The sequence below is a fragment of the Microcoleus pseudofavosus SVA1_A4 genome (genome assembly GCF_036700565.1).
Lineage (GTDB): Bacteria > Cyanobacteriota > Cyanobacteriia > Cyanobacteriales > Microcoleaceae > Microcoleus.
This window is the reverse complement of record NZ_JAUBPE010000013.1, coordinates 20600-45885: the sequence shown is the minus strand read 5'-3', so window position 1 is coordinate 45885 and position 25286 is coordinate 20600. Positions and strand designations below refer to the sequence as shown.

Below are 25286 nucleotides of genomic sequence, written 5' to 3'. Positions count from 1 at the left end.
TGCTGTCAACAGCCCTGGAGCTCAAAAGAGATAGCCCGCACAAAAGTTAGACAAATGTCACAATCGGCTTTAGAACAAGAGATTTTACTGAATCGAATTACCAATCGCATCCGCAACTCTTTAGAACTGCAAGAGATTTTGGCGACAACGGCCCGAGAAATCCGCAGCTTTTTAGGGAACGATCGAGTAAAAGTTTATCGCTTTGAGGCCGACGGTAGCGGTGAAGTCATTGCTGAGTCCATCAACGGCGACAACTTGCCATCTCTGCTTGGTTTGCGCTTTCCAGCAGGCGACATTCCCAATAGTGTTCGCGAAATGTTTGTCAAAGCGCGACAGCGAGTGATTGTAGATGTGGGATTGAAGCATCAAACAATTAATCGCTTAGATTGTCCCGAAACCGGCAAAACTTTAGCAGTTGAAGATATTCGCTATTCTCCCGTAGACCCCTGTCACGTTGAATATCTGAAGGCTATGGGGACGCGTTCCTCTCTGACGGTGCCGATTTTGCATCACAATCAGCTTTGGGGGCTGTTGGCCTGTCACCACAGCCAACCGAAACGGTTTAGCGATCGAGAATTGAAAATGGTGCAGTTGCTTGTGGATCAACTTTCAATTGCGATCGCCCAATCTTTTCTGCTCAGTCAAGCTCGACAGCAAGCGCACGACGAAGCCGTTGTCAACCAAATTAGCAGTTTGCTGCACTCTCCTCTGGAACTAACCGAAATTCGGCAAGCAGTTCTCGAACAAACTGTCAAGCATTTGCGCGGTTCGGGAGGGCGACTGTACATTGCAGCCGAGTTTGGCGATCGGCCAGCTTTACTTTATACCTGCGGCCTGCAGCCCCCGGACATCGACCTTGAACTCAGCCCGTTTTGGCAGCAGATCATGGGGTTTGCCAACCAAGACGAGCGAGCAAAAACTGCTGATAATACCAGCCAATTAGGTATTTTTCAAAGTCTATATTCCCAGCATTACAGTTCAATTGATAAAAATATTTCCAGTTCGATCGTACCGCACTTGTACGCGATTTCCGATATTTCTAAAGAACCTGAACTCAAATCTTTATCTGCAAATTTTATCGAAGCTTCCATTCGGTCATTTTTGGCAGTACCGCTGCAATACCGCCAACAGTGCATCGGCTGTCTCACCGTTTTTCGCAGCGCCGTAGAAACCGAAATTTTGTGGGCGGGCCGTTCCAGTTCCGACGCCCGGATCGATCGTCCCCGACAGTCCTTTGCAGCTTGGAAAGAAATCAAAACTGCCGAAGCAAAAAAGTGGAGCAGCGAGGAACAGAAGCTAGCAAAATCTTTAGGAACTCACCTCTACATGGCTGCAATGCAGAGGCGCGTCGAGGCGATGATCCGACATCAAGCTTCTCACGACCCATTAACCGGTTTACCTAATAGATTGCTGTTTAATGAAAGGCTGTCTTTAGCTTTAGCTAGCGCTCACCAAAACGCAGAAATGCTGGCGGTGATATTTCTAGATTTGGACAGATTTAAAAATGTTAATGATACTCTCGGACACCCAGTAGGCGATTTGTTGCTGCAAAGTGTATCTCGGCGTTTGACTAACTGTTTGCGCGTGGGGGATTCGATTGCCCGTTGGGGGGGGATGAATTTACTTTGCTGCTGCACAATATCAACAGCCCTGATGAAGCAACTAAGATTTGCCAGCTAATTATCCAGAGTTTAAGCAGTCCTTTTGATTTTGACGGTTTGGAACTTTATACTAAGGCTAGCTTGGGAATTGCGTTGGCTCCTTACGACGGAGAAGATGCAGAAACTTTGCTGAAAAATGCTGATGCGGCGATGTACAAAGCTAAACAGAAAGGGCGGAATAATTATCAGTTTTACACGCGGGCGATCGGCAGTAAAGTCTCGGAGGAACTTAACTTAGAAAATCATCTTTACAAAGCTCTGAAAAAATCCGAGTTTGTGCTGCACTATCAACCGCAAATAAACTTAAATACAGGCAAAATTGTCGGCATGGAAGCTCTGATTCGCTGGCAGCATCCCGAACGCGGATTGATTCCTCCCGATCGATTTATTCCCTTAGCTGAGGAAACAGGATTAATCTGCCAAATGGACGAATGGGTGATGCGGACTGCTTGCTTGCAAAATCGAGCGTGGCAGTTACTGGGATTGCCGCCGATGCGGATAGCTGTGAATTTATCAGCCCGCCAGTTTCTGCAACCTAACACGGTACAAACCATCGCGGAAATTTTGTCAGAAACCGAGTTAAATCCCGAGTATTTAGAAATAGAAATTACCGAGAGCATTGCGATGACAGATGTGAATTTTACGGTGTCGGTATTGCAGCAGTTGCAGCAAATGGGAATTCACATTTCTCTCGACGATTTTGGCACCGGTTATTCTTCGCTGTGGTCTCTGAAAAACTTTCCGCTAAATAATTTAAAAATAGACAAATCCTTCGTGGCAGATTTGGTGAACGGCAGCAACGGTGCTACTATTGTGAAACTGGCGATCGCCTTGGGACAGGGCCTGAATTTACAGGTGATTGCTGAGGGAGTGGAAACAGCAGAACAGTTGGCATTTTTGCAGTCGCATCAGTGCAATATGGGCCAGGGTTACTTCTTTAGCAAACCAATACCGGCGGCTGCGGCAACCCAATTGTGCCTAGAAAATCGATCGGAGAACAAACAAAAGCTTCTGTTTTGAGCGATATCTGTAGGGAAACGGCAATGCCGTTTCCAGCGCGGGGAGTAGGACACGGAATTGCCGTTTCCCTACGGCTGGCTTTTAATAATTGGTATCAGCGCGGGGAGTAGGACACGGCAGTGCCGTTTCCCTACCACAATTATTTGTAGGGACACGGCACTGCCGTGTCCTGACTGTGGGTAATATTAATTCCGATGCTACCTGATTCGATCTTACTGCCAAACAAAGACTTTCGCTTCGTATTCCGGCAAGTCGATTATAATATTGTCATCGCCCGATTCCACATCATAATTGCCCGTCCATTCGTGCCAAGTTCCGTTTGCCGGGAAGTGGGGAACGCTGTAACCAGCTAGATAATTTTCCGACCAATTCACCACTACTACAACTCTCGAACCTTCATCGTTCCAGCGAGTGTAAGCAAAAACTTTCGAGTCGGGGTCTTCGTGGAAAAACTCGATGTTTTCTGTGTAAAGTGCTTGGTTATTTTTACGCAGGTGAATCAAGCCTTTGTAGTATTCCCACAAACCTTTATTCATGTCATTTCCTAGCAGCGTCCAGTCAATTTTAGCTTGCTCGATTGTTTTGGCTTTGTATTCCCCAAATTCTTCGCCCATCCAAATCAGCGGCACGCCAACGGCTGTCATTAACACCACGGTTCCCAACTTCGCTCGCTTGAATGCTGCTTCATCCAAAATCCCGCGCGAACCCAATTCGGCAAAAAGGCGATCGTGGTCGTGATTGCTCAGATAATTCACTACATTCGTAGCACCCAAGTAACCTTGCCGCTTGCAGTCGATTACCTCTTTGAGGCGTTCTAAATCAAAATTATCGCCGCACAGTTGTGGAATTATCGAGTGATAGAAACTGTCGTGCCAGCAGCCGTCCATCGGCCCGTCTAGATTCGTGATGCTGGGCTCGTCGGGAATGTATTCGGCAACGGTATAAAACGGTTTGGGGCCGGCGGCATTTTTGGCTTCTTGAACGACCCAGTGCATGAAATCGTAGTTGGCAATTTGTCGCGCCGCGTCGAAACGAATGCCGTCGAGATGATATTCTTGAATCCAGAAGCGGACTGTATCGCCAGCAAATCTGCGTGCGGGGAAAGTTCCTAAGTTTTCGTCGTAGAATTCGTAGTTAAATTCCGGGCCCCAATTGTTGTCTGGATCGCGGGGTTCGTGGTGGTACCAATAATCGTGATCGATTTGAGTCAGGGGGTTCGATGATTCCGAGTGGTTGTAAATCCCGTCGATGATAACGCGAATGCCGCGCCCGTGACACTCGTCTATCAGGTTTTTGAGTTCTTCTGTGGTTCCGTAGCTGGACTCGGCAGCGAAGAAATAGCGGGGGTTGTAGCCCCAACTGTAGTCGCCCGGGTATTCTTTGAGGGGCATGAGTTCGATCGCGTTGATGCCGAGTTCGACTAGGTAATCGAGTTTTTCGACGACGTGCTTGTACTGGCCGCGGGCCAGGGGGTCTGCTTCGCCGCCGGAAAAGTCGGCAACGTGCATTTCATAAATCACTAATTCCCGATCGGCCGGCAGCGGTTTGTCGTCGTGTTTCCAGACGTAGGTATCCACAATGCGCGAGCCCTCTTTGATCCGAACCAGGCCGTTTTGACTGGGATCGTCGATGTCAGTAGCGTAGGGATCGACCACATCTACCCACTGATCGGCTTCTAGAAACCAGCTTTTCGACTGAACGCGGAATTTGTATTGATAAACGCCATCCTCCAACTCAACTCGCGTGCTAAAATAACCCTCTTCGTCTTTTTCCATCGGGATTTCTTCCCAATTAGAAAAAGAGCCAATCAAGGCAGCTCCTTTGTTGTAAGGAGCAAATAACTTGAATTCAATTGGAGCGACCATAGTACCTCTTTCTAGGATATTCCAGTAGCAGTTGATACTTTTAATCTCGCAAATTTAAGCGAACTCAGGCATCACTCTGCGGATATAAGTTCTTTAACTGCTTAACTATTCCTAAAAGAATGGTAATCTTGCCCCAACCGCTGCATTTTATGAAGTGAAATTGCGCAATATCGGCAGTGCGAGCGGAATGTATCTAACTTGTTATTACTCGATAATAACTAATACTAAAATGACAATTATTTCGCATCTATCTTAAGGTATATTTACTTACTACAAATATTATTTAAAATATCTGCACTGGGATAGATGCAATTTGAAATTATAGCCTTTTTTAACAGGAAGCAATTCGCCGATTGGTGCGCAATGCGCACCTTACATTTTCGGCAACAATTAGTCAGCCGGTGCTCCGTGCGCCTCCTACATTTTCGGCGGTAAGGTGCGCACTGCGCACCATACTTTTAACTTGATTTGGTCTGATGATAACGCTTCATCCAACCAAGCCAGAACGCAGGGCGAGAACGGCTGCTTGAGTGCGGTCATCAGCGCACAGCTTGTTCAGAATATTGCGGACGTGAGTCTTCACTGTACCGACAGTAATATACAGTTTTTCGGCGATTGCAGCATTGCTGTAACCCTGCACGATCAGTTCCAAAACCTCTAATTCCCGCTCGGTTAAAGGGTAAGTCTCAATAATGTGACTGAACTCGGGTTCGGCAGCCTTAATTGTGACTCTTTTGCCCTCAGCCTTCGGTTCTTCCGGCGCTGACTCCTTAGTGCGAGCTTGTTTCAGGACGATGCGGGCGATCGCCGGATCGATCCAAGAGTTACCTTCGTGAGTTACTTTTACTACATCCAACAACTGATCGAAGCTGATATCTTTCATGCAGTAAGAGTCAGCTCCGGCGGCAAAAGCTGCCAGCACTTCTTCTTCATTGTCCTGAAAAGTCAGAATCAAAATTTTGGTATCCGGATCGGACTCGGCTACCGATTTTTTAAACTTTTGTGTCAATTCAATACCGTCAAAATCCGGCAAGCCAATGTCTACAATTGCCACGTCAGGTTTTGAAGACTGAAGCAGTTTCAATCCCTCAGTAGCGTTAGCGGCATCGCCGACAACTTCTATCGTGTCACGCTGTTGTAAAGCTGTGCGGATGCCGACTCTTGTCAGGTCGTGGTCTTCTATCAAAGCAACGCGAATTTTACTCATCTTTTTTCCAATAGTCCGCTAAACTTAAAAAATATCGTCAATTGACTCAGCCCAACTGAGCAAATTTGAGAATGTGTCCGGATTTAGGGTTTGACAGGCCGCACATCATTTTTAAGCATACTCATGCAGCCGCCAAGAAAGCAAGTTAATTTTCAAGTTATTTTGCGGCGATCGCCTGCACGAGTCCGATCGGGACAGGTAAGCTCTCAATGTTTTTATAGTTTAACTGAATAATGCCATTGTCCGCCCCTTGATAGAGGTAAAGATACCACTACCCAGATAGATTTAAAGTATAAAAAATTTTGATGCACTTGGGTGGTCAAAATCAATAAAGCTAGCAGCACGAGTCTTTAGCCGTTGTTAGGGCTCAAGTTCAATGCTTATTGATAAAACCTCTTATGAGTCACTCTCACGGCAATAACTTTTTTCGCTTGGAGTTTTCAGGCGCGGAAATATTACAGGAAGTATCTGATATAATCTCCCCCCTACAGCAAGTTGACCATTGCCAAACTCAGGACGATCGCCTCTTGGAGGCAATTCCTGACATAGTTTGGAAAGCAAATGCCAACGGCTGGGCGACTTATTTATGTCAGCGCTGGGAGGAGTACACGGGGGTACCAGCAGCAGCAGCTTTGGGTTTCGGGTATCTAGCGTGCGTCCACCCAGAAGACCGCCCTCGTCTGTTGGCGCGTAGGACGGGCGAGGGCAGGACGCCATCGCGCACTTCTGAGTTCCCGCAGCAAAGTTACGAAATTCTATTTCGTCTGCGGACGCGAGAGGGCACTTACCGCTGCAACCTGGCCAGAGGAGCGCCCGTTAACTCAGACAATCAGGAAGTTTTGGAGTGGGTGGGAACCTACATAGATATGGACACGATCGAACAAACTCAAGCCGATTCCCAAGCAGAACTAGAATTTTGGCGCCCTCATCAAGCGCGCTCGGAAGCTAACTTCAGAGCAGAAAATTTGTGCGAAGCCCGGACGGTAATGGACCCTGGGCAGGAGTTGCAGGCGATGGAGCGATTTATAAATGTGTTGAGCCAGCGCGCGGGTAACTTGCGCCAGTTGTTGCAAGCCATCGCGGACGCGACTGTGGAGGCGATCGCAGGAGCTGAATTCTGCCTGGTTGCGCTTTTGGAGAGCGATTGCAGCGGCCTCAAACTCACCGCTGTCGGGGGCACCCAAAACTTTGCTGCGGGCAAAACCCCCCACGTGCAAAACAAGCTGCTGTGGAAAGCATTTGCGACGGGAGAGTCTGTACTGTGGCGGTCGGAGTGCGGTGACGGCTGGCTGCCGGCGGCGGCCTGTGCAGCGGCGATCGAGTCGGGGGAAAGCGGGCGTTTGGGCGTGTTGGCGATCGGCAACGGGAAAGACAGCACGGCTATTGACGGGGAAACTCAGCAACTGCTGGCGGTGATGGGGCAACAAGCTGCGATCGCGATTAACAGCGCGCGGGCGATCGAAAAATTACAAAAGCAGGAACAGCTTTTAGACTTACAAAACGAGCTGCTAATTCGCCAGCAGGAAGAACTGGAGAATCAGGGCCGGCGCATTCAAAAGCAAAAATTGCAACTGCTAGAAGCAGCAAAGTTAAAATCCCAATTTTTGGCCACCATGTCCCACGAATTGCGAACTCCCATGAATGCGATTATCGGCTTTTCCCAATTGCTGCTGCGCCAGCACAAACAACTGCTGACCGACCAGCAAACAGACATGGTGGGGCGCATTTTAAATAACGGCAAAAACCTGCTAGTGCTGATTAATGATATCCTCGACCTCTCCAAAATCGAGAGCGGCCGCACAGAATTAGAAACTGAAGAATTTGATTTAGGGGATGTAGTAATCGATGCCGTCCGGGAGTTCGGAAATCAAGCCACTGACAAGAATGTAGCATTGTCCGTCAGCGCGTGCTTGCAGGATCGGTTTGTAGTTAATGACAAGTTGCGCCTGCGGCAAGTTTTGGTCAATCTCATTTCCAACGCGGTTAAATTCACGGATCGGGGCAGCATTTCCATTGAGGTGCGGGAATTAAAGTGCGATCGGCTAATTATCACCGTTCGGGACACAGGAATCGGCATCTGTGAAACCCAGCTACCCCACATTTTCGACAAATTCCGCCAAGCAGACCAAACCACAACCCGCCAATATCCAGGCACCGGTTTAGGACTAGCTATTAGCGCCTATTTAGTCAAGATGATGAACGGCACAATCACGGTCGAAAGTAAACTCGAAAAAGGTTCAACATTTCGGCTCGAATTCCCGCGAAAAATTTACCATCACAAGCTCAATTCCTGACTTCAAACATTTTTGATATTGATAGCAGAAGGAAGTTCGGCAACGGATGCGCTTTCTTCGGATGTAACGGATGTAAAGGATAGAAGGAATAAGGTAAGTAGGGTGCACAGCGCGCGCTATGAGTCATATCAACTCCGCTTACACCGGAATGATAAGGGAAGACACGGCAGTGCCGTTTCCCTACAATGAATCGGGGTAGGGAAACGGCACTGCCCTGTCCTAATTTCGGGTAATATAGCAATCCTTGCAGGAGTCGTAAATTTTTTACCCCACCCCAACCCTCCCCTTACCAAGGGGAGGGAGTAAGAAATTCACAAATGATTTAGGATTGCTATATTAATTCCCCTGCTACCGGATTTGATATCAAACCACTTTTTGCGTAAGTCCTAACTTCAGTTAGTCTAGTAGCAGTTTCAACCACCGAGTCTTATCTAAAGACTAGAAGTTTTCCCTACTTCGGCCTGAGTAGCAATTGGTTTAACATCGGTGTAGCCCATATTATTAGCTACGTCGCGCAGCACCGAAATTTGCTGTTCAAACTCAAGACCTTCAATTTTGCCCAACACGCCATTGACAGCCTCAGTTGCCTCATATCCTTCGGGGATATCGACAATTCTTTCCCCCATACCAATAGCCCAAGCATACCAAACCACCAACTGATTGTTAGCAGTTAAAGCTCCGTAAGCGTGAGAATACGGCGTGTCGTCGCGGTTGACAATACCTCGCATTATATTCAGTTGTTCGTCGTGGGAAAGCTTGTAAAAATCATCTAGCAGCACGGGAGCTAATTCTGGTTCGGCGGCGGCAGGAGCGGCTGGTGTAACTGAATCTCCCATTTTTTCATAAACAAAGTAGAGCAGCGCCAGTTTTTCATCTGTACCCAACCCGTTGATGGTCTGAAGGATGTTTTGAGTGTCGTTGGAGAGAGAGTGAGGATTGGTGGCGGCGGGTGAGTTCATACATCAAATTCCTTAAAAATGTTTCCCGAATATATAAATATCAACATTTGTAAGTGCAAGTCACCATCCCCGAGAGGTAATACGATTTGAGATTTGAGATTTTAGATTTTAGATTAAACAATGGGGAATGGCTGAATATGTCTGGGTTTGGAGCTTGCCTAAAGTTGCATTATTTTCTGAAACTAATGTAATGTTGAGCCGCCGCCCGAGAATAAATCATCCTTAAGATAGAAGCGATCGATACATCTGCGGGTAGATGAAAAAGCCCGGAATTTAAGTAAAGATCGATACAGTGAATTGTTAAATAAAACTTGCAAGGAGTCGGTCATGTCTGAAATAAATACAGAATCAAATAACATTGAAAGCTTTGACGCTCAGCAGATAACTGAAAGCGCGGAAGCTGGAGAACAAAAGTTGCCGACCGTTAATGTATCAGCAGACTACGAAGCTTCAAAAGAATTCAGCGTTAGTGAAATCGACCGCACGGGTGCCGGCGCCGAAGCTGCCGCCGCTGCAACTGCACCTAAATTTGCTATTCCCGCTCCTAAAGAGACCGCAAAGCCGGCTGATTCCAGCGGCAATCCCGCTGATTTTCGTTCGATGGCTCAGGAAGTTAATCCCGCAGGTGTACCGGGCAATGTTACCGACGATTTGATCCAGAAAGCGATCGATCTTGGTACTCCCGGCAGTTAATTTAGAAATTCTCCATCCTCAATGCAAAACCTCTGTATTGTAGGGTGCTGATGGCGCGCCTTACCCCTATAATTCGCGCCTCAAACCACTTTTTGCATAAGTCCTGAATTCTCCAGTGAGTGCACGATAAGCTGAAATACAGTAGGGACACAACATTGTTGTGTCCTTAAAGGCTACAATACGGTATGGACACAACATTGTTGTCTCCTTAACAGCTACAATAAGGTAGGGACACAACAATGTTGTGTCCTTAAAACGTTAATTTTAAGTCGATCGCCCGAAAAATTTTGCCGATCGCGCGATCGCTCAGAATTTCAATTACTAAATCCACCCCATCGCCCTCGATTGTAGACTTAATAAATAACTCGGGATGCAGCGCTTTCCAGAAATATTCGACAAACCGATTAATTTCGGCCTCTGACATTCCCGACTTCCCCGCCGCCATCATTTCCCGTTCCGCCTGATTGCGCCACACTTGAGAAATGCGATAATCTTGGGGATACAAAACCATCAACCGATCTAATCGGTTCCACAGCGGCAGATAGTCGTGCAGCTTCGCATTCATATCGCGCGCAAACTGACAGTCGCCCTCTGTGGAAATCGGAAACGGTGCACCCGCCAAAAAGTCGTTCAATTTGGCATCAACCACCGGATTCACGCCGACCAACCAACCTTCAAACAGTACAATATCTGCACCGGAAATAATTTCGGGTTGACTTCTATCTCCTGCACCTCCGCAGGCAGATTTGTCAAACCGGGGAATTTCTATTATATTTTTAATTAGATCCGGTTTTAGGGCATCAAATTTTGGATAGTCAACTGCTGCTAATTCGCGAGTTTGAGAACGGCGCAACTCGTCTAAAACGGAGATTCCCAAGTCAATATCGTGAGTGCCGGGGGGGCCGCGCCAAATTAAACGCGGGTCGGCTTTTTGGAGTTGTTGGCGATCGGCATAAGTCTTGTAAAGATCGTCTAAAGAAAGGCTGACAGTAGAATATCCCAATTTTAAGAGAATCAGCCTCAAAACTTGGCATAAAGTAGTTTTTCCCGTTCCTTGCCCTCCTAAAATTCCTTGAATTAAAGGACGGTTTAAACTTTGTTTTTCCGCCGATAATTGCATTGCCAGCGGCAGCCAAAACTTCCACAAAGTTTCGAGAAAAACAGTTGACTTTAGCGGGAAAGTATGCAGTTCGTCAAGCAGAGAAAAGAATAAATCGGTTTTGCAGCGGACAACATCGGCTACACTGTCAGGAGTAATGTTAAAAGCGCGCGATCGCACATCATCCGCAAGTTCCCAAACAGCCAGGTGATGGAAGTCGGGAGCGCTCGGGCGATCCTCTTCGAGGGCTTCGCTAACGCCCGCTTGCCACCGGTGTAAAATTTCAACAGCGTTTACAGTCGATCGATCCATCAGCTCAAAACTCTCTAGGCGGGGGCTGGTTTTGTATAAATAGTATCTGCAACTGACAAATACAGCAGATTCCACGTTTATGAAGTATACCGATCGATTCCAGTAGGGACACGGCGAAAGCCTTTGTCCTTACTACACACACTCGATAAACCTGGAAGACGCTGTATTTCATCCTAAAGCCGCGCAGATTCAAAAAGTTTTTAAGATCCCAGTTTGAAAGCTTCCACAAATAAATTGTAAGTCAGGCCAATTTTCAGAGCATTGAGCACCTCCACCCACAAATAACCGGCCCCTAGCCGACTGCCGCCGTAAACCAGCCGGTTCGCCAACTCCGTCAACAACACCAACAGCCCGGCCGCGATAATATCCCAATCAGCGGATTGTCCGGCGATCGTCGAAATAGCTGTTCCCAAAAAAGTGCCGAACAGCAGGCTAATTACCAGGATCGAAATCCGCCGCCAAGGATTGCTCAGCCAGCGTGCGAATTGCTCGCCCAGAACATCAATCAATCTGTTAATTCGGGTATTCTGCATAGAAGTTATACGATTTTAGATTTTAGATGAAAGAAGTGGAAATGACTGATGGCGATCGGGGTTTGGCTCTTGCCTAGAGTTGCATTCTTTTTTTAAACTGGTATTAAAAGTTATACTGATGAGTCAAAAAATGCCGATTCAGACAAACTCCTAATATTTGCCGGGGTTAGTATGCCCCCATCTAAAATCTAAAATTTAACATCTAAGATGGTATTGAGCGATCGCCGGGTTATAGTCCTGAACGGTCGAGTAATTAAGTGTAGCTGTATCTTGTGGTACAGCAGCCCCGGGTTCTACATTAAAGATAGTTATGACTAATTACGGGTATGCCGTGTATTCTTTAAGCATAAAATTTATGAAACTAAAAATTTACCAGATGGTAATTGGAGTGCCGATCGTCCTAATTACAGGAATGTTTCTAGGACGTTTTGAAATCACTATCTCCAACGGTTCAAATCGGTCGAGCGATTGGCCCTCACAAGCCACCGCACTCCCCCCCACACCCCCCTTTTCCCCAGTCGCCCCAGCTTCCGCAGACACCGCCAACAAGCCCAAACCCGACTCAATACCAACCCCCCCAGAGTCAGAGGAGGAATTGCTTTCCTCAATCCCTGCAAATGCCGCATCCGCCGGCAGTCTGCGCGTCAGCAACCGCAGCGAACACCCAGTGCGGGTGGCCCTGCTGTCGAAACGGCAAGCCAAGAAATCCTACGGCAAACCGGCGCACTGGGATTTTGCGCCCGGGGAAGGAGGCGACAAGGGACTGATGCTATCGCTGCCGGAGGGCAAGTTACAAGTCAAACGGGGAGACATTCTGGTGGTTTTTGCTCAGGATGGTTCTCGTCGCTACTGGGGGCCTTACGTCGCCGGGGAGACAGCCTCGCCCGCTTGGAACGGCACAGCCGGGGAATGGCAATTAATTTTGCAGCCGTGAACGCTTTAGCTGCAAGTGCCGAGATTTGGGTCGAGAAAGCCGGTTGATACGGTCTTGTTGAGAATGGTGCGGCTATGTGAGGTTAAACTCACATAGCCACACAATTATAAAGAACAGGCAAGATGCCTGTTCCACAAAGAGTGAATTTTCTTGTGGGGAGTAGGGGTTGGGCAGGAGAGCCCGCCCATAAAAGCCTTGTTGAGAATGGTGCAACATCTCTTTTTAACTGATATCTTGCACCATTCTCAAGAACAGGCATCTTGTCTGTTCCACAAAGAGTGAATTTTCTTGTGGAACAGGCATCTTGCCTGTTCATAAAAGCCTTGTTGAGAATGGTGTAACATCTGAGTTGAACCCGATTCGATCGAATTGGGAGTTTCAAGAATGCGAATCTTTCGGTAGACTCTCTATGCGAGCTAAAATTTTAAATCTAAAATCGCAGGAAGTTTGGGTGAAGGAAGTTATTAAAAGTTTGTCAGAGTTTAGGAATCGCCCGTTAGCGAAGCCCTCGAAGAGGCTCGCACCAAAGCTGCTATCGATTGTATGGCTGTGCGCGATCGCCTCGGTGGCTTTTTTGTGGAATCTCGGCAACATCGGTTTAGTTGACGAAACTGAACCGCTGTTTGCCGAAGCCGCCCGTCAAATGACGGTGACAGGAGATTGGATCACTCCTTATTTCAACGGCGAAACCAGGTTTGACAAGCCGCCGTTGATTTACTGGCTGATGGCGGTGGCTTACCGCACTCTGGGCGTTAACGAATGGGCCGTGCGTCTTCCGTCGGCCTTGTGCGCGATCGGTCTGACTTGCCTCGGATTCTATACCCTCTCGAAATCGAAGGAAGAAGGAAGTTCGGCAACGGATTCTGTAACGGATGTAACGGATGTCAGGAAGCAGGAAGAAGTCCGATGGAAGCCGGAAGAAGAAACAGAGAATAACAACTCAAAACTCAAAACTCGCCGTCTTCCGCTCTTTTTTTCTACTCCTTGGATTGGTGCGGCCCTAATAGCTTTAAATCCCCAAACTATTGCCTGGGGACGGACTGGCGTTTCAGATATGCTATTAGTCGGCTGTATGTGTTCGGCACTACTAGCCTTTTTCCTCGGTTACATTCTAGAAGAACAGAGAGAACAAGCAGAAGTTTCCACCGTTTCCGCTTCCCGATTTCCCAATAAGTGGTATCTGACTTTTTACGTACTAATTGCCTTAGCAATTCTGGCTAAGGGGCCTGTGGGAATTGTCGTGCCAGCGCTAATTGTTGGCAGCTTCGGGCTTTATTTGGGAAATTTTCGGCAACTTTGGCGCGAAATGCGTCCCGTGTCGGGAATCTTGATTATTCTGGCGATCGCCCTGCCTTGGTTTATTTTGGTTATTTTAGCCAACGGTCAAACTTATATTGACAGCTTTTTTGGCTATCACAATTTCCAGCGTTTTACTGAAGTAGTCAACAAGCACTCGGCGCCTTGGTATTTTTACTTTTTTGTAGTGCTAGTTGGTTTTGCACCTTGGTCGATTTATTTGCCAGTGGCGATCGCCCGTACCCGTTTTTGGCAGCGCAGTTACTGGCGCCGCCAACCGCGATCGGCTCAGTTGAGTTTATTTGCCCTATTTTGGTTCGGCTGCATCTTTGGCTTTTTCACGATCGCCGTGACAAAATTGCCGAGTTATGTATTGCCTTTAATCCCCGCCGCTGCGATTTTGGTAACGCTGCTGTGGAGCGATATTATTGCAGGCAATGAACCAGAAAACAGGCGGATAAAGTTAGAAAAGAAACCGAATTCTTTACCGCGAGGACTGTTAGTTACATACATTTTCAATGTGATATTTTTATTAATTGTAGCCGGAGCAACTTTCTACTGCTACAACTGGCTCGGAGACGACCCGGCTATGCCGAATTTTCCCCAAGCAATTCAGCAGTCGGGATTGCTGATAGTCGGCGGTACGATTTGGATAATTACAGCGGTGGCGATCGCACTTTTACTCTGGAAGCGGCAACAGCGCTGGATTTTGGTTGCTAACCTGATCGGGTTAGTAGCATTTATCATCTTTGGTCTTACTCCCGCCTACAAAGTGGTCGATATCAACCGCCAGTTACCTCTGAGACAGTTAGCGCAGGTTGCGGTGCAACAAAAACTGCCAGGGGAAGAGTTTATTATGGTTGGTTTCTGGAAACCAAGTCTGGTTTTTTATACCCAAGGGCCGGTGACTTACTACCGAGCTCTCACAAAGGCGATCGACTACCTTAAGGAATCTAAAAACCCAACTTCTCCCTCTATTTTGTTGCTGGGATATCCAGACAAATTTGTGCAATTAGGATTGCAGCCAAATCAATATCAATTGTTGGACAGTCGGGGCGCTTACCAACTCGCCAGGGTTCCGAGAACAGCATTTCGATAGTGCATTGTACTGCGGTGTGAGCCGACCTATATGGTGTGAAAGTAGGGGCAATCCCCCCTTGGTTGCCCCGAAATTTGGATATGGTGCATCTAGGACTGTAAAAGCTATAATCTAGTCACTACTTAAAACCGGAAGCTGGGAGCCTACAATGGTTTCAATTCTCAACAAACCCTCCTCATTAATCCATGAGATTTGCATTGAAAAAGTCGATCGGTGGAAGTTGTTCAAATTTAGTGAATCGCTCCAACAGCGCATGGAACAATTGTTAGAGAAGAAGAAGGCAGACCAACTAATGGCAGAAGAGGCAGCAGAACTTGACGCCATTGGGGAATTAGATCGCATCTTTACCCACATCAATGCAATGATGGTGGCTCCAGATGTCGATCGGCGATCCGACGATATAGAACGTTTTGGTTAGCCACGCCCTTCAATGTATCCCTTGACAAGTTGGGTAAAAGCTAATATCTCAAGCATTAAGTAAGTGAATAAATTAGCTATTAAAAATGATTTATTCACTTTGCCTTTTTCAATTCTTTTTAGTCCAAAACTCCCTATAAATAATTCTAGGACAACGGAAAAGAAAAACATAGGAATGAGTGTAATCATAATTTCCAACGGCAGAAATGGAAAAGAACCAGGCTGTACAGGCACGCTTGTGTGGAAGACGATATCTCCAATAAACACCCCAATACATAGGATAATAAAACCTCCCCCAATCGTCGATATAATATTTGTTACAAAAGCAATAAAAATTGCTTTTATGATACTGAGTTCGAGTAGTTTTTTGTGAATGTAAGCTTCTATTGCAATAATTGGGAGTAGCAAAAGAATTTGATAGAAAACACTCTGACTGAATAGTGGAATTCCTGAATTTGCGAGATATAGAGATGTATTTAAGTGCATGAAAAAGCTAGTATAAAACATATGAAGTGGCTCTCCCGTAGTGATTAATGATGATAATTAGCCTGCCATTTGTTCGACCTACCCTCAACTTGCCTGAAACAAGCGATAATGGATAGGATGCCATTTTCATTGTAAAAGTGTGGTAGCCATGACTGAGTTACTCGAACGTGCGATCGCCAAGTTGAAAACATTGTCTGCCAGCGAGCAAGATGCCCTCGCTTCAATGATTCTGGAAGAACTTGAAGACGATAGACGCTGGGATCGAGAATTCTCCCGTTCCCCAGATGCTCTTGCTAAACTCGCAGCGACCGCAATGGCTGAGTATCATGCAGGCAAAACCCAAGAACTCGATCCAGAAACATTGTGAAGTCAAGCACTACAATCGAGTTCCGCAGATTATTTGCTGATTTACCCGAACAAGTTCAACAGCAGACACGCGGGGCGTATCGCCAGTTCAAGGAAGACCCAAGTCATCCAAGCCTGCGTTTCAAGAAGGTGCATCCAGACTTACCAATCTACTCAGCCCGAATTAGCAAAAACTATCGAGCAGTTGGTCAGTTGGATGGAGACACTGTAATCTGGTTTTGGGTTGGTTCACACGCAGAGTACGACAAGTTTCTGGGGCAGTTGTAGCAGTGTCTACAGCCAGCCAATATCATCTAGAAAAGTGTATTTAGACAGGTGAAAGATTATGATTCCAATCAATGAAGCTCAACAGCAGTTGCAGCAGTTAATCGATTCGGTGAGTCAGTCGCATCAACCTATTGTGATTGCAGGACAGACTAGCAATGCAGTGTTATTATCTGAATCTGACTGGGCATCGGTACAAGAAACATTGTATCTTCTATCAGTGCCGGGAATGCGGGAATCGATTCGGGAAGGACTGGCAACGCCGATCGAGGATTGCGCTAGGGAGTTGGAGTGGTGAATTGGAATCTGGTATATACCAAACAGGCACAGAAAGATGCCAAAAAGCTCGCTTCTAGCAATTTACGAGACAAAGCGCAAGAGTTACTCGACATCATTCAAACCAATCCGTTTCAGAATCCGCCACCCTATGAGAAATTGGTGGGAGATTTGGAAGGTGCATATTCACGGCGAATCAACATTCAGCATCGTCTGGTGTACGAGGTGATTGAGTCCGAGAACACGGTAAAAATTTTGCGGATGTGGACGCATTATGAGTAGTGTTTCTAACAGGTTAACTAATACAGGGGTAGATCGATCGCCCTTTAGACTGGTAACTAGGCCGACCATACGTGCCATAATCAGCGATATTATCTGGTACGCGATCGCCTGAAACTATGGATGCGCTAATCGGCAAAACTTTACAGGGTGGAAAGTACACCCTCGAACAAGAACTGGGACGCGGCGGCTTTGGGATTACTTTCAGGGCAAATCACCGCTATTTAGGACAGCCTGTAGTCATTAAAACCCTCAACGAATCTCTGCGCCAGCAACCCAATTTTGCTGAGTTCGATCGCAAGTTTCAAGACGAAGCGAGGCGGTTGGCTTCCTGCGTTCATCCGAATATTGTCCGCGTCAGCGATTTCTTTGTCGAAGACGGGCAGCCTTACATGGTGATGGACTACATAGCCGGTCAGAATTTGGGCGATGTCGTGTTCCCAAATCGGCCGCTGCCAGAAGAACTCGCTATTCTCTACATAACTCAAATTGGCGCTGCTTTAAAAGTAGTTCATCAAAAGGGTTTGCTGCACCGAGATGTCAAGCCGCAAAACATTCTGCTGCGCCAAAATACCCAAGAAGTCGTGCTGATCGATTTTGGCATTGCCCGCGAGTTTACTGCCGGTGCAACTCAATCTCACACTAATATGGTGTCCGACGGCTACGCGCCCCCAGAACAGTATTTCGCCCAAGGAAAATATACCCCCGCAACAGATGTTTACGGTCTGGCGGCGACGCTTTACACTTTACTGACAGCACAGGTGCCGGTGGCCGCAATTTTGCGTACCAGCCAGCCGATGCCTTCACCCCGCGATTTGCAGCCTCAGCTAAGTGCGGCTGTCAGCCAAGCAGTGATGCGGGGGATGACGGTAGAAGCTCAAAATCGCCCTGCTAGCGTGGATGAGTGGCTGTCGCTGCTGCACGGGCAGCCTGTTGGTGCAGCGTCGCCGAGCACCGGGCCGACGGTGGCGGTGATTCCGGGACACGGGCCTCAGTCGCCTGCGACTTCGAGAACTGCGCCTGCTGTGGTGTCTTCTGGGTCCGGCAACCGCAAGGTTTGGTGGATTTTGGGGTTGGTGGCGATCGCACTTATTGTTGCAGGTTTTATCGGTATTGCTAGGGTTTTCCTCAACCGGCCGTCTTCGGAACCCGCACCGGTGGCCCAGGACGATCGCACTTCGACCCCCGCAGATCCAGACGCGCCCTCAAGCCCCTCACCAATTCCCGCGCCCACACCAACGCCAGCCCCGACTCCCAGAGAAACTCCGCCACCTGCTGCTGAAACTCCAACGCCTGCTGCTGAAACTCCAGCGCCTGCTGCTGAAACTCCAGCGCCTGCTGTTGAAACTCCAACACCGGCGCCAACTCCAACACCAGCGCCAACTCCCGAGGCTGCCGAACCCACACCAACAGAAAAACTTGTTGACAAAGAGTTGCCACCAGATCGATCGCCCGCACCCAGCGAACAACCGACAACCAGCAATCGGAGGAATCCCGCAATCCCTGGATTTGCCGTTGGTACGCCGGAAAGTCAGATTTTATCCCAATTGGGAGAACCGACTGACTCTCAATCCCGGGGCTATTGGCCGAATACTCGCACCGCACTTTACGAAGTGCTGCCGAACCGAATTACTCTCGGCTACATTTACGATCGCGATTCAAGCCAGCTAGTACAAACAGAGGGTTCTTTTGCCCAGTCGGTGGACGATTTGGTAGTGCGAACCGCGTTAAACGGGATGGTGCGCGGCGCCAACCGGGAGATTTTGCAAGGGTTCCGGGACGTGCAGCAGCGCCGGACTAATCAGTTTACGTTTAAGAAGGGTTCGCTTGAAGGGACGATCGAACGCAATGAGCGCGATCGGATTTACATCGGCGTCTGGGACGAAAATTTGCATAAATAGGAATTGCGCACGGGTGGTCAGAAACCGGGTTTTTGCTCCAAGAGTTCGTTAAAGCAGACAAAAACCGCAAAAAACCCGGTTTCTTTAATCCCCAATCGACAATCCAAAATCTAAAATCTAAAATCTAGTTGACGCAACACAAAATATTGTCTATAATTACAGAACACACGAGGGGCTGTAATGGTTTCGACAGGGTGGCGAAAGCTGCTCCGTGATGCAGGTCGAGAGTGAGTCTCCTCTCGCAAATACCGGCTCAAACAAAAAAGTAAATGCGAACAACATCGTTCCTTTCGCTCGCAAAGCCGTCGCTGTAGCCTAAAAAACTTCTTGAGCGCGGTTTAGAGTGTATGCAACCTAACTCCGTTAACGGTAGCATAACAACCCCCAACGGATGCCCTAGTTAGACGCATCTAGTCGGTTAACTGGGAAAGCAATCACTAGATAATCCCCCCATTTGGGATAAAGATGGTTCCCGCCCCGAGGATTAGAGGGGATAAACCTGTGAACGATCGGAAGGTAAATACCCGCTTTGGACGGCAGTTCGATTCTGCCCAGTTCCATAAAAAAAGTGACGTAAAATCAATGGTTTAAACCATTTGAAAGTTACTTTAAAGCATTAAAAGGGCAGAGAATTAATTCTCTGCCCTTTTGTTTGGCATTCAATATCGATCGCTGATTCAAAATCTGGGTTCATATCAAATCCGCCCTTCATCAGAATTATTCATCTCTCTCTTCTCGAACTCTGTGTTCTCTGCGTACTCTGCGTTTAAATCATTCCGATCCAACCGGAATTGATATCACAACAGTCAACAGCCAACAGTCAACAGCCAACCGTCAACCATAAGTTACCCACCCATTAGCTAAGCTTAGGACTCAGATAAATATAATTTCACCCAGTCCGTCCGTTCTTGTAGCCTGTCCGGCGATATACTGATATGCGGTAAAGCATTAAAAATCTTTACAAACACCCTACTCTCCAAGCCTACTCCTACTAAGGATGGGTGAAAAAATATATGCGATCGCTCAAAAGCTGGAAACATGAACCCAGGAATTGACTTACAAGGAAGTTTTGTAGAAGCCCTGATGAATTGGGGCTTACCGGCGGACATCGCCCAAGTGCTTTGGCTACCGCTGCCAATGGTGCTGATGGTTGTCGGTGCCGTATTCGGGGTACTTACTAGCGTCTGGCTAGAGCGGAAAATTTCCGCCGCCGCTCAACAGCGGATTGGCCCGGAATTCATCGGCCCTCTGGGAGTTCTAGCACCCGTTGCCGACGGTCTGAAGTTGGTATTCAAAGAAGATATTGTACCGGCAAAAGCTGACGCGCTGCTGTTCACGCTCGGGCCGGTAATTGTCGTGATTCCAGTGTTTCTGTCCTACTTGATCGTGCCCTTCGGAGAGCATATGCTGATCGCCGATATGGGGACAGCGATATTTCTGTGGATTGCTCTTTCTAGCATTCAGCCGATCGGCTTGCTGATGTCCGGCTATGCTTCCAACAACAAATACGCCCTCCTCGGCGGACTCAGAGCAGCCGCTCAATCCCTCAGCTACGAAATTCCCCTAGCTTTGGCAGTATTGGCAGTTGTGATGATGTCCAACAGCCTCAGTACGATCGACATCGTACACCAGCAAGCCGGCTACGGCATTGTCGGCTGGAATATCTGGCGGCAACCCGCAGGTTTCCTGATTTTCTGGATCTCAGCACTGGCAGAATGCGAACGGTTGCCCTTTGACCTCCCAGAAGCAGAAGAAGAATTGGTAGCAGGATATCAGACTGAGTACACGGGCATGAAATTTGCTTTGTACTACATCGCTTCCTACGTTAACCTCGTCCTTTCTTGCCTGCTAGTAGCTGTTTTGTACCTCGGCGGCTGGGAATGTCCGATTCCGGTCGGAGCCATCACAAATGCCCTGGGATTGAGCGAGACGACTCCTTGGTTGCAGGTAATTACCGGCACGCTGGGCATTACGATGACCATGCTGAAAGCCTACTTTTTCCTGTTTCTGGCAGTTCTGCTCCGCTGGACTCTGCCGCGAGTTCGGATCGACCAATTGCTAAATTTGGGATGGAAGTTTTTGCTGCCCGTTGCTTTAGTGAATTTGCTATTGACCGCAGCTTTGAAGCTTGCCTTTCCCTTTGCTTTTGGCGGTTAATTCATAATAGGTAAAGGGCAACCGCTAAAAAAAATTAGCTGTTAACCAATTACCTATTATCAATTAGCAATTACCAAAAACTCAAGTACAGAGAGAGAACACCATGCTAAAATTCCTCAATCAAGTAGGCGAATACGCCAAAGAGACTGTTCAAGCTGCTAAGTATATCGGTCAAGGGCTAGCCGTGACCTTCGATCACATGAGACGCCGACCGATTACGGTGCAGTATCCTTACGAAAAATTAATTCCTTCCGAACGTTTTCGGGGCAGAATTCACTTTGAATTTGACAAGTGCATCTCCTGCGAAGTTTGCGTTCGGGTATGTCCGATCAACTTACCTGTAGTGGATTGGGAATTTAACAAAGAAACTAAGAAGAAACAACTCAAGCACTACAGTATCGATTTCGGAGTGTGTATTTTCTGCGGAAACTGCGTAGAATATTGTCCGACTAATTGTTTGTCCATGACAGAAGAATACGAGTTAGCCGTTTACGAGCGCCACGAATTGAATTTTGACAACGTGGCCCTCGGACGTTTGCCCTACAAGGTTACAGATGACCCGATGGTGACACCGATGCGGGAATTCGCTTATTTGCCCAAAGGGGCGATCGACCCCCATGAAGTTTCCTACACCGATCGCCGGGCTGGTCTCCGTCCAGAGGAAATTATCGAAAAGTAGGTAATGGGACATGGGGCATGGGGCATGGGGCATGGGGCATAGTTAGTAGTTAGTGGTTAATGGTTAATGATTACTTGTTAGTAGTTTTTCTAATAACAAATAACAAATTTCCAATGCCCAATGCCCAATGCCCAATGCCCAATGCCCAATGCCCAATGCCCAATGCCCAATTAACAGAGGATTAAAAATTGTGAATCTAGCCGAAGGGGTTCAAATTGTTTCATTTGGCATACTGTCAGTAATGATGATTGGAGGAGCATTAGGAGTAGTGCTGTTCTCCAATATCGTTTACTCAGCATTTTTGCTGTGCGGAGTATTTACCAGCATTGCCGGTTTGTACCTGTTGTTGAATGCTGATTTTGTCGCAGCAGCGCAAGTGTTGATTTATGTTGGTGCTGTTAACGTCTTGATTTTGTTTGCCATCATGTTGGTAAACAAGCGAGAAGACTTCCGCACAATTCCCAAAGCTTGGGTGCGTCAAGTAGCAACAGCACTGGTTTGTGGTGGTTTATTTGCGCTTTTGGGTACGATGGTGGTGTCTACTCCTTGGGCTATTGTGGCGACGACTGGAGCACCGGCAGAAAGTTCGATTGTGACGATCGCCAAACATTTCTTCACCGACTTTTTGCTGCCTTTCGAGTTAGCATCAGTGTTCTTGTTGATGGCAATGGTGGGAGCAATTGTGCTAGCACGCCGCGATTTCTTGCCAGATGAATTGTCGAACAAGCTATCGGAAACACCAGCTTTTAGTTTGCAAGAAAGACCTCGCGAATTAGTTTCGGCCGGAGATGTTTCTTCGCCCGAAACAAAGTAATAGTAGGGTGCGCACTGCGCACCTATCTTTTAGTAGGGTGTGCACTGCGCACCATCAGGCAAGAAACTCGGTTTCTGTTCGCAAGTCCTCTATCTGCCTATTTTGTAGTAATTTTGACTGAGAGAAACTCTAAAAATTTATGCAACTGCAACTCCAGTATTTCCTGTTATTAGCTGCTGCACTTTTCTGCATTGGCATTTACGGTTTGATTACCAGCCGAAATGCAGTGCGGGTGTTAATGTCGATCGAGTTGATGCTAAATGCAGTCAATCTCAACCTGATGGGTTTTTCTAACTATCTTGACCCCGTACAAATTAAAGGTCAAGTATTTACCGTGTTTGTAGTTACGGTAGCGGCTGCTGAGGCAGCGGTGGGTTTGGCGATTGTTTTGGCGATTTACCGCAACCGCAATACAGTAGATATGGAAGAATTTAATTTGCTGAAGTGGTAATTAGTCAATAGTCCATAGTCAATAGTCATCATATCAATTCCGGCTGCACCGGAATGATATAGAGGACACGGCAGTGCCGTGTCCCTACAATCGATCGTGGTAGGGAAACGGCACTGCCGTGTCCTCCGTTTATATCATTCCGATGCTAACGGAATTGATATCAGTCATCAGTCATTAGTGACAAACTAATGCAGATTAAAGACTGATGACTAAGGACTAAGGACTAAGAAGTAAGGACTAAGGACTAATGACTTCTGGTAATTTCTAGAGTAATTCTGCCGCCGAAGTCAGGGATAGGGGCGGCAGGTTTTGAGAGTTGTAGTTTGACTTTCTCGACTAAAGGTAGTTGTAAAAGCGCTTGGGCTATCGCATCTGCTAGGCGTTCGATTAATAAAAACTTCGAGTCTTTGACTAGCTGTTGAATTAGAGTAATTGCACTCCGGTAATCGAGAGTATGTTCAATATCATCGCTTTTTCCAGCTTGCGATAAGTCCAGCCAGAGAGTGACATCCACTTCAAACCACTGCCCCAAAACCTGTTCTTCCGGCAGATAGCCAGTGTATCCGTAGCAGCGAATTCCTGTAAGTTGAATTGAATCCATTGTGAAATAAACTAAAAGTGCGTTGCCTATACCAATTTGTATTAAACCAGGTAAGGTGCGCAATGCGCACCCTACAAATAGAGTTTATGCGTCCAGGATTATTAAATTTCACAACTGTCCTCCTTTCTCCAACTTATCCAGCAAATCCTCAGCTACCTGACACCATTTCTGTCTAATTTCTGCATCTTCTGGCTTTTCTGTCAAGCTACGACCTTGTAGTTCTGGATATTTATTGTAAAACAATTCATCCACTTTCTGATAAAATATATCCTTATCAAGATTAAGATTTTTGCGGCGCTTGCCAATCTTTTCTTGACGAGCGATTTCGGCATCTAAAGATGTATTTGTAGAATGCGGAAGTTCTGGAATTTTGGGCAAATCAGGCAGTTTTGGTAGCGTAAAACCAGATTTTACTATGCTAAAAGCTAGCATTCCCGGCAACAAAAGCACGCTTAAACTCGCGACTGCTTTCCAAGGAATTAACTTAAATTTGCTGGTGTTGCTGTTAACAACTTGATGGTTTTGCACAACAGGAGTATTGTTGTTGGTAGCTGTTTGAGTGCTGTGTTTGAATGGGCGACCCACAAAGTTCATTGTCACCATTTGGGAGATGATGCTGCCAATTTGGGATAATTTTGGATCTTTGAGTGCTTCGCGGACTTCTTTTGCAGATTGGTAGCGATCGCCCGATTGTTCTGCTAACATCCGATCCAATACCGCGGCTAAATTTGGGCTGACACTGACGTGCGATCGCCAATCCCAAGTTTTATTATTGATATCGTACAATTTTTGAGGCTTTTTGCCGCTTAGCAGTACCAAAGCCGTGACGGCTAAAGCGTATAAATCGCTAGCAGCAGAAACTTTCCCCAGCCGCATTTGTTCCGTTGGCGAATAACCCTGTTTGCCGATCGCCGTATCCGATTGTCCGTTAAACTGAAGTACGGCATTGGCTGCGATTTGCTTGACAGAACCGAAATCAATTAAAAATGGCAGTTTGTCAGCATCATGCTGAATAATATTATCCGGGGAAATATCGCGGTGAATTAAATTTTTTGAGTGGATGTATTCTAAAACTGGTAAAAGCTGAAATAGCAGTTGAGTAACTTCGGCTTCGCTAAAATTTTTACCTTGTTGCTGGCGCGATATCAATATTTCTTCGTAGGTTTGACCTTTGATATAATCTTGGACTAAAAATAAAGATGGATTCCCGCCCAAATCGGTTCGCAGGAGTTCTCGAAAGCGCGGGATTTGCGGGTGTTGGAGATTGTACAGCATACTCGCTTCGCGATCGAACAATTCGGCAGCTTTCGGGCTGTGAACCACCGGAGAAAACTCTTTGAGCACGCATTGTTCGCCGTAGCGGTTGATATCTTCTGCGAGGTAAGTGCGCCCGAAGCCGCCGCGGCCTAATTCGCGGAGGATGCGGTAGCGTTTTTCGAGAGTGGAACCTGGGGCGAGGAGGGAGGAGTTAGACATAAACCACGGCAAATTGTTCGAGTTGGGGAGTCGCCGAGCACAGTATAGCTTATTGTAGCTAAATTTGTTTGAATGCTAGGGCGATCGCTTTTTTTTGGGATGGATGAAGGAGAAGGGACACTTTACTTAAGATTTAGTATCTACAGG

23 protein-coding genes, 1 other RNA gene and 1 pseudogene are annotated in these 25286 nt (G+C 47.1%); 17 read left to right on the top strand and 8 right to left on the bottom strand.

The genetic code is table 11. From position 1 onward, the window contains the following. Positions 1 to 54: 54 nt before the first annotated feature. Both QUA02_RS08150 and QUA02_RS08145 read left to right on the top strand, forming a co-directional pair. A pseudogene (locus QUA02_RS08150) lies at positions 55 to 1784 on the top strand (GAF domain-containing protein); the annotation flags it as partial. 27 nt (positions 1785 to 1811) lie between these two features. Further along, complete coding sequence (locus tag QUA02_RS08145; RefSeq protein ID WP_333111850.1) at positions 1812 to 2681, top strand: putative bifunctional diguanylate cyclase/phosphodiesterase; 870 nt, start codon at positions 1812 to 1814, stop codon at positions 2679 to 2681. 212 nt (positions 2682 to 2893) lie between these two features. Here QUA02_RS08145 and QUA02_RS08140 read toward each other — a convergent pair whose 3' ends face one another. Together QUA02_RS08140 and QUA02_RS08135 are read right to left on the bottom strand one after the other, a co-directional pair. After that, positions 2894 to 4546 carry an alpha-amylase family glycosyl hydrolase gene (locus tag QUA02_RS08140; RefSeq protein ID WP_333026580.1) on the bottom strand — a complete coding sequence of 551 codons (1653 nt, stop codon included), beginning with the start codon at positions 4544 to 4546 and terminating at the stop codon, positions 2894 to 2896. 487 nt (positions 4547 to 5033) lie between these two features. Then, entirely contained in the window at positions 5034 to 5753 is a 720-nt protein-coding gene (locus tag QUA02_RS08135) for a response regulator (protein ID WP_172190274.1), read from the bottom strand. Positions 5754 to 6151: 398 nt separating this feature from the next. Here QUA02_RS08135 and QUA02_RS08130 point away from each other — a divergent pair, with 398 nt between their 5' ends. After that, entirely contained in the window at positions 6152 to 8047 is a 1896-nt protein-coding gene (locus tag QUA02_RS08130; protein ID WP_333026579.1) for an ATP-binding protein, read from the top strand. Between the two features lie 431 nt (positions 8048 to 8478). Here the strand turns inward: QUA02_RS08130 and QUA02_RS08125 are convergent, their stop codons facing one another. Beyond that, entirely contained in the window at positions 8479 to 9006 is a 528-nt protein-coding gene (locus tag QUA02_RS08125; RefSeq protein WP_333026578.1) for an orange carotenoid protein N-terminal domain-containing protein, read from the bottom strand. Positions 9007 to 9333: 327 nt separating this feature from the next. Between QUA02_RS08125 and QUA02_RS08120 the strand changes: the two genes are divergently transcribed. Further along, entirely contained in the window at positions 9334 to 9699 is a 366-nt protein-coding gene (locus tag QUA02_RS08120) for a hypothetical protein (protein WP_333026577.1), read from the top strand. Between the two features lie 250 nt (positions 9700 to 9949). Here QUA02_RS08120 and QUA02_RS08115 read toward each other — a convergent pair whose 3' ends face one another. Both QUA02_RS08115 and QUA02_RS08110 read right to left on the bottom strand, forming a co-directional pair. Further along, entirely contained in the window at positions 9950 to 11110 is a 1161-nt protein-coding gene (locus QUA02_RS08115) for a glycerate kinase (RefSeq protein WP_333026575.1), read from the bottom strand. A gap of 200 nt (positions 11111 to 11310) precedes the next feature. Further along, complete coding sequence (locus QUA02_RS08110; protein ID WP_333026574.1) at positions 11311 to 11643, bottom strand: DUF565 domain-containing protein; 333 nt, start codon at positions 11641 to 11643, stop codon at positions 11311 to 11313. 355 nt (positions 11644 to 11998) lie between these two features. Here QUA02_RS08110 and QUA02_RS08105 point away from each other — a divergent pair, with 355 nt between their 5' ends. The 3 genes from QUA02_RS08105 (at position 11999) to QUA02_RS08095 (ending at position 15390) form a co-directional block, all read left to right on the top strand. After that, positions 11999 to 12577 (top strand): hypothetical protein, encoded by a 579-nt coding sequence (locus QUA02_RS08105; protein WP_333026572.1) that lies wholly within the window; start codon positions 11999 to 12001, stop codon positions 12575 to 12577. Positions 12578 to 13028: 451 nt separating this feature from the next. Further along, entirely contained in the window at positions 13029 to 14972 is a 1944-nt protein-coding gene (locus tag QUA02_RS08100) for an ArnT family glycosyltransferase (protein ID WP_333026666.1), read from the top strand. A 148-nt stretch (positions 14973 to 15120) separates the two neighbouring features. Continuing rightward, positions 15121 to 15390 (top strand): hypothetical protein, encoded by a 270-nt coding sequence (locus tag QUA02_RS08095; protein WP_333026571.1) that lies wholly within the window; start codon positions 15121 to 15123, stop codon positions 15388 to 15390. Here the strand turns inward: QUA02_RS08095 and QUA02_RS08090 are convergent. Next, positions 15387 to 15896 (bottom strand): hypothetical protein, encoded by a 510-nt coding sequence (locus tag QUA02_RS08090; RefSeq protein WP_333026570.1) that lies wholly within the window; start codon positions 15894 to 15896, stop codon positions 15387 to 15389. The genes QUA02_RS08095 and QUA02_RS08090 overlap by 4 nt on opposite strands. Positions 15897 to 16023: 127 nt before the next feature. On the opposite strand from QUA02_RS08090, the gene QUA02_RS08085 reads away from it, so the two are divergent. From QUA02_RS08085 to nuoK, 10 genes are all read left to right on the top strand, one after another. Beyond that, positions 16024 to 16242 carry a hypothetical protein gene (locus tag QUA02_RS08085; RefSeq protein WP_333026568.1) on the top strand — a complete coding sequence of 73 codons (219 nt, stop codon included), beginning with the start codon at positions 16024 to 16026 and terminating at the stop codon, positions 16240 to 16242. Then, positions 16239 to 16508: a ParE family toxin-like protein gene (locus QUA02_RS08080; protein WP_333026566.1), complete on the top strand. Its 270-nt coding sequence runs from the start codon at positions 16239 to 16241 to the stop codon at positions 16506 to 16508. The genes QUA02_RS08085 and QUA02_RS08080 overlap by 4 nt, the downstream gene beginning before the upstream one ends. 58 nt (positions 16509 to 16566) lie before the next feature. Then, positions 16567 to 16803: a type II toxin-antitoxin system Phd/YefM family antitoxin gene (locus tag QUA02_RS08075; protein WP_333026564.1), complete on the top strand. Its 237-nt coding sequence runs from the start codon at positions 16567 to 16569 to the stop codon at positions 16801 to 16803. Further along, positions 16797 to 17063, top strand: coding sequence for a Txe/YoeB family addiction module toxin (locus QUA02_RS08070; protein ID WP_242728617.1), 267 nt, complete (start codon positions 16797 to 16799; stop codon positions 17061 to 17063). The genes QUA02_RS08075 and QUA02_RS08070 overlap by 7 nt, the downstream gene beginning before the upstream one ends. 116 nt (positions 17064 to 17179) lie before the next feature. Then, positions 17180 to 18961 carry a serine/threonine protein kinase gene (locus QUA02_RS08065; RefSeq protein ID WP_333026562.1) on the top strand — a complete coding sequence of 594 codons (1782 nt, stop codon included), beginning with the start codon at positions 17180 to 17182 and terminating at the stop codon, positions 18959 to 18961. Between the two features lie 171 nt (positions 18962 to 19132). Further along, positions 19133 to 19524: a transfer-messenger RNA gene (gene ssrA / locus QUA02_RS08060) on the top strand. Between the two features lie 475 nt (positions 19525 to 19999). Continuing rightward, on the top strand, positions 20000 to 21118 hold the full coding sequence (nuoH, locus tag QUA02_RS08055) for an NADH-quinone oxidoreductase subunit NuoH (RefSeq protein WP_333026561.1): 1119 nt from the start codon (positions 20000 to 20002) through the stop codon (positions 21116 to 21118). A gap of 103 nt (positions 21119 to 21221) precedes the next feature. Further along, positions 21222 to 21797, top strand: coding sequence for an NAD(P)H-quinone oxidoreductase subunit I (ndhI, locus tag QUA02_RS08050; RefSeq protein ID WP_333026560.1), 576 nt, complete (start codon positions 21222 to 21224; stop codon positions 21795 to 21797). A gap of 190 nt (positions 21798 to 21987) precedes the next feature. Next, positions 21988 to 22611 carry an NADH-quinone oxidoreductase subunit J gene (locus tag QUA02_RS08045; RefSeq protein ID WP_333026558.1) on the top strand — a complete coding sequence of 208 codons (624 nt, stop codon included), beginning with the start codon at positions 21988 to 21990 and terminating at the stop codon, positions 22609 to 22611. A gap of 145 nt (positions 22612 to 22756) precedes the next feature. Continuing rightward, positions 22757 to 23062 carry an NADH-quinone oxidoreductase subunit NuoK gene (gene nuoK, locus QUA02_RS08040; RefSeq protein WP_228042566.1) on the top strand — a complete coding sequence of 102 codons (306 nt, stop codon included), beginning with the start codon at positions 22757 to 22759 and terminating at the stop codon, positions 23060 to 23062. A gap of 244 nt (positions 23063 to 23306) precedes the next feature. Here the strand turns inward: nuoK and folB are convergent, their stop codons facing one another. Both folB and QUA02_RS08030 read right to left on the bottom strand, forming a co-directional pair. After that, positions 23307 to 23663 carry a dihydroneopterin aldolase gene (gene folB / locus QUA02_RS08035; protein WP_333026557.1) on the bottom strand — a complete coding sequence of 119 codons (357 nt, stop codon included), beginning with the start codon at positions 23661 to 23663 and terminating at the stop codon, positions 23307 to 23309. Positions 23664 to 23771: 108 nt separating this feature from the next. Beyond that, positions 23772 to 25139, bottom strand: coding sequence for a protein kinase domain-containing protein (locus QUA02_RS08030; protein ID WP_333026555.1), 1368 nt, complete (start codon positions 25137 to 25139; stop codon positions 23772 to 23774). Positions 25140 to 25286: the final 147 nt, after the last annotated feature.

What these genes read in the sequence shown, in the direction of transcription:
- QUA02_RS08145 (WP_333111850.1), top strand. Translation starts at nt 1,812, where the DNA reads ATGTACAAAGCTAAACAGAAAGGGCGGAATAATTATCAGTTTTACACG.
- QUA02_RS08140 (WP_333026580.1), bottom strand. Translation starts at nt 4,546, where the DNA reads ATGGTCGCTCCAATTGAATTCAAGTTATTTGCTCCTTACAACAAAGGA.
- QUA02_RS08135 (WP_172190274.1), bottom strand. Translation starts at nt 5,753, where the DNA reads ATGAGTAAAATTCGCGTTGCTTTGATAGAAGACCACGACCTGACAAGA.
- QUA02_RS08130 (WP_333026579.1), top strand. Translation starts at nt 6,152, where the DNA reads ATGAGTCACTCTCACGGCAATAACTTTTTTCGCTTGGAGTTTTCAGGC.
- QUA02_RS08125 (WP_333026578.1), bottom strand. Translation starts at nt 9,006, where the DNA reads ATGAACTCACCCGCCGCCACCAATCCTCACTCTCTCTCCAACGACACT.
- QUA02_RS08120 (WP_333026577.1), top strand. Translation starts at nt 9,334, where the DNA reads ATGTCTGAAATAAATACAGAATCAAATAACATTGAAAGCTTTGACGCT.
- QUA02_RS08115 (WP_333026575.1), bottom strand. Translation starts at nt 11,110, where the DNA reads ATGGATCGATCGACTGTAAACGCTGTTGAAATTTTACACCGGTGGCAA.
- QUA02_RS08110 (WP_333026574.1), bottom strand. Translation starts at nt 11,643, where the DNA reads ATGCAGAATACCCGAATTAACAGATTGATTGATGTTCTGGGCGAGCAA.
- QUA02_RS08105 (WP_333026572.1), top strand. Translation starts at nt 11,999, where the DNA reads ATGAAACTAAAAATTTACCAGATGGTAATTGGAGTGCCGATCGTCCTA.
- QUA02_RS08095 (WP_333026571.1), top strand. Translation starts at nt 15,121, where the DNA reads ATGGTTTCAATTCTCAACAAACCCTCCTCATTAATCCATGAGATTTGC.
- QUA02_RS08090 (WP_333026570.1), bottom strand. Translation starts at nt 15,896, where the DNA reads ATGTTTTATACTAGCTTTTTCATGCACTTAAATACATCTCTATATCTC.
- QUA02_RS08085 (WP_333026568.1), top strand. Translation starts at nt 16,024, where the DNA reads ATGACTGAGTTACTCGAACGTGCGATCGCCAAGTTGAAAACATTGTCT.
- QUA02_RS08075 (WP_333026564.1), top strand. Translation starts at nt 16,567, where the DNA reads ATGATTCCAATCAATGAAGCTCAACAGCAGTTGCAGCAGTTAATCGAT.
- QUA02_RS08065 (WP_333026562.1), top strand. Translation starts at nt 17,180, where the DNA reads ATGGATGCGCTAATCGGCAAAACTTTACAGGGTGGAAAGTACACCCTC.
- nuoH (WP_333026561.1), top strand. Translation starts at nt 20,000, where the DNA reads ATGAACCCAGGAATTGACTTACAAGGAAGTTTTGTAGAAGCCCTGATG.
- ndhI (WP_333026560.1), top strand. Translation starts at nt 21,222, where the DNA reads ATGCTAAAATTCCTCAATCAAGTAGGCGAATACGCCAAAGAGACTGTT.
- folB (WP_333026557.1), bottom strand. Translation starts at nt 23,663, where the DNA reads ATGGATTCAATTCAACTTACAGGAATTCGCTGCTACGGATACACTGGC.
- QUA02_RS08030 (WP_333026555.1), bottom strand. Translation starts at nt 25,139, where the DNA reads ATGTCTAACTCCTCCCTCCTCGCCCCAGGTTCCACTCTCGAAAAACGC.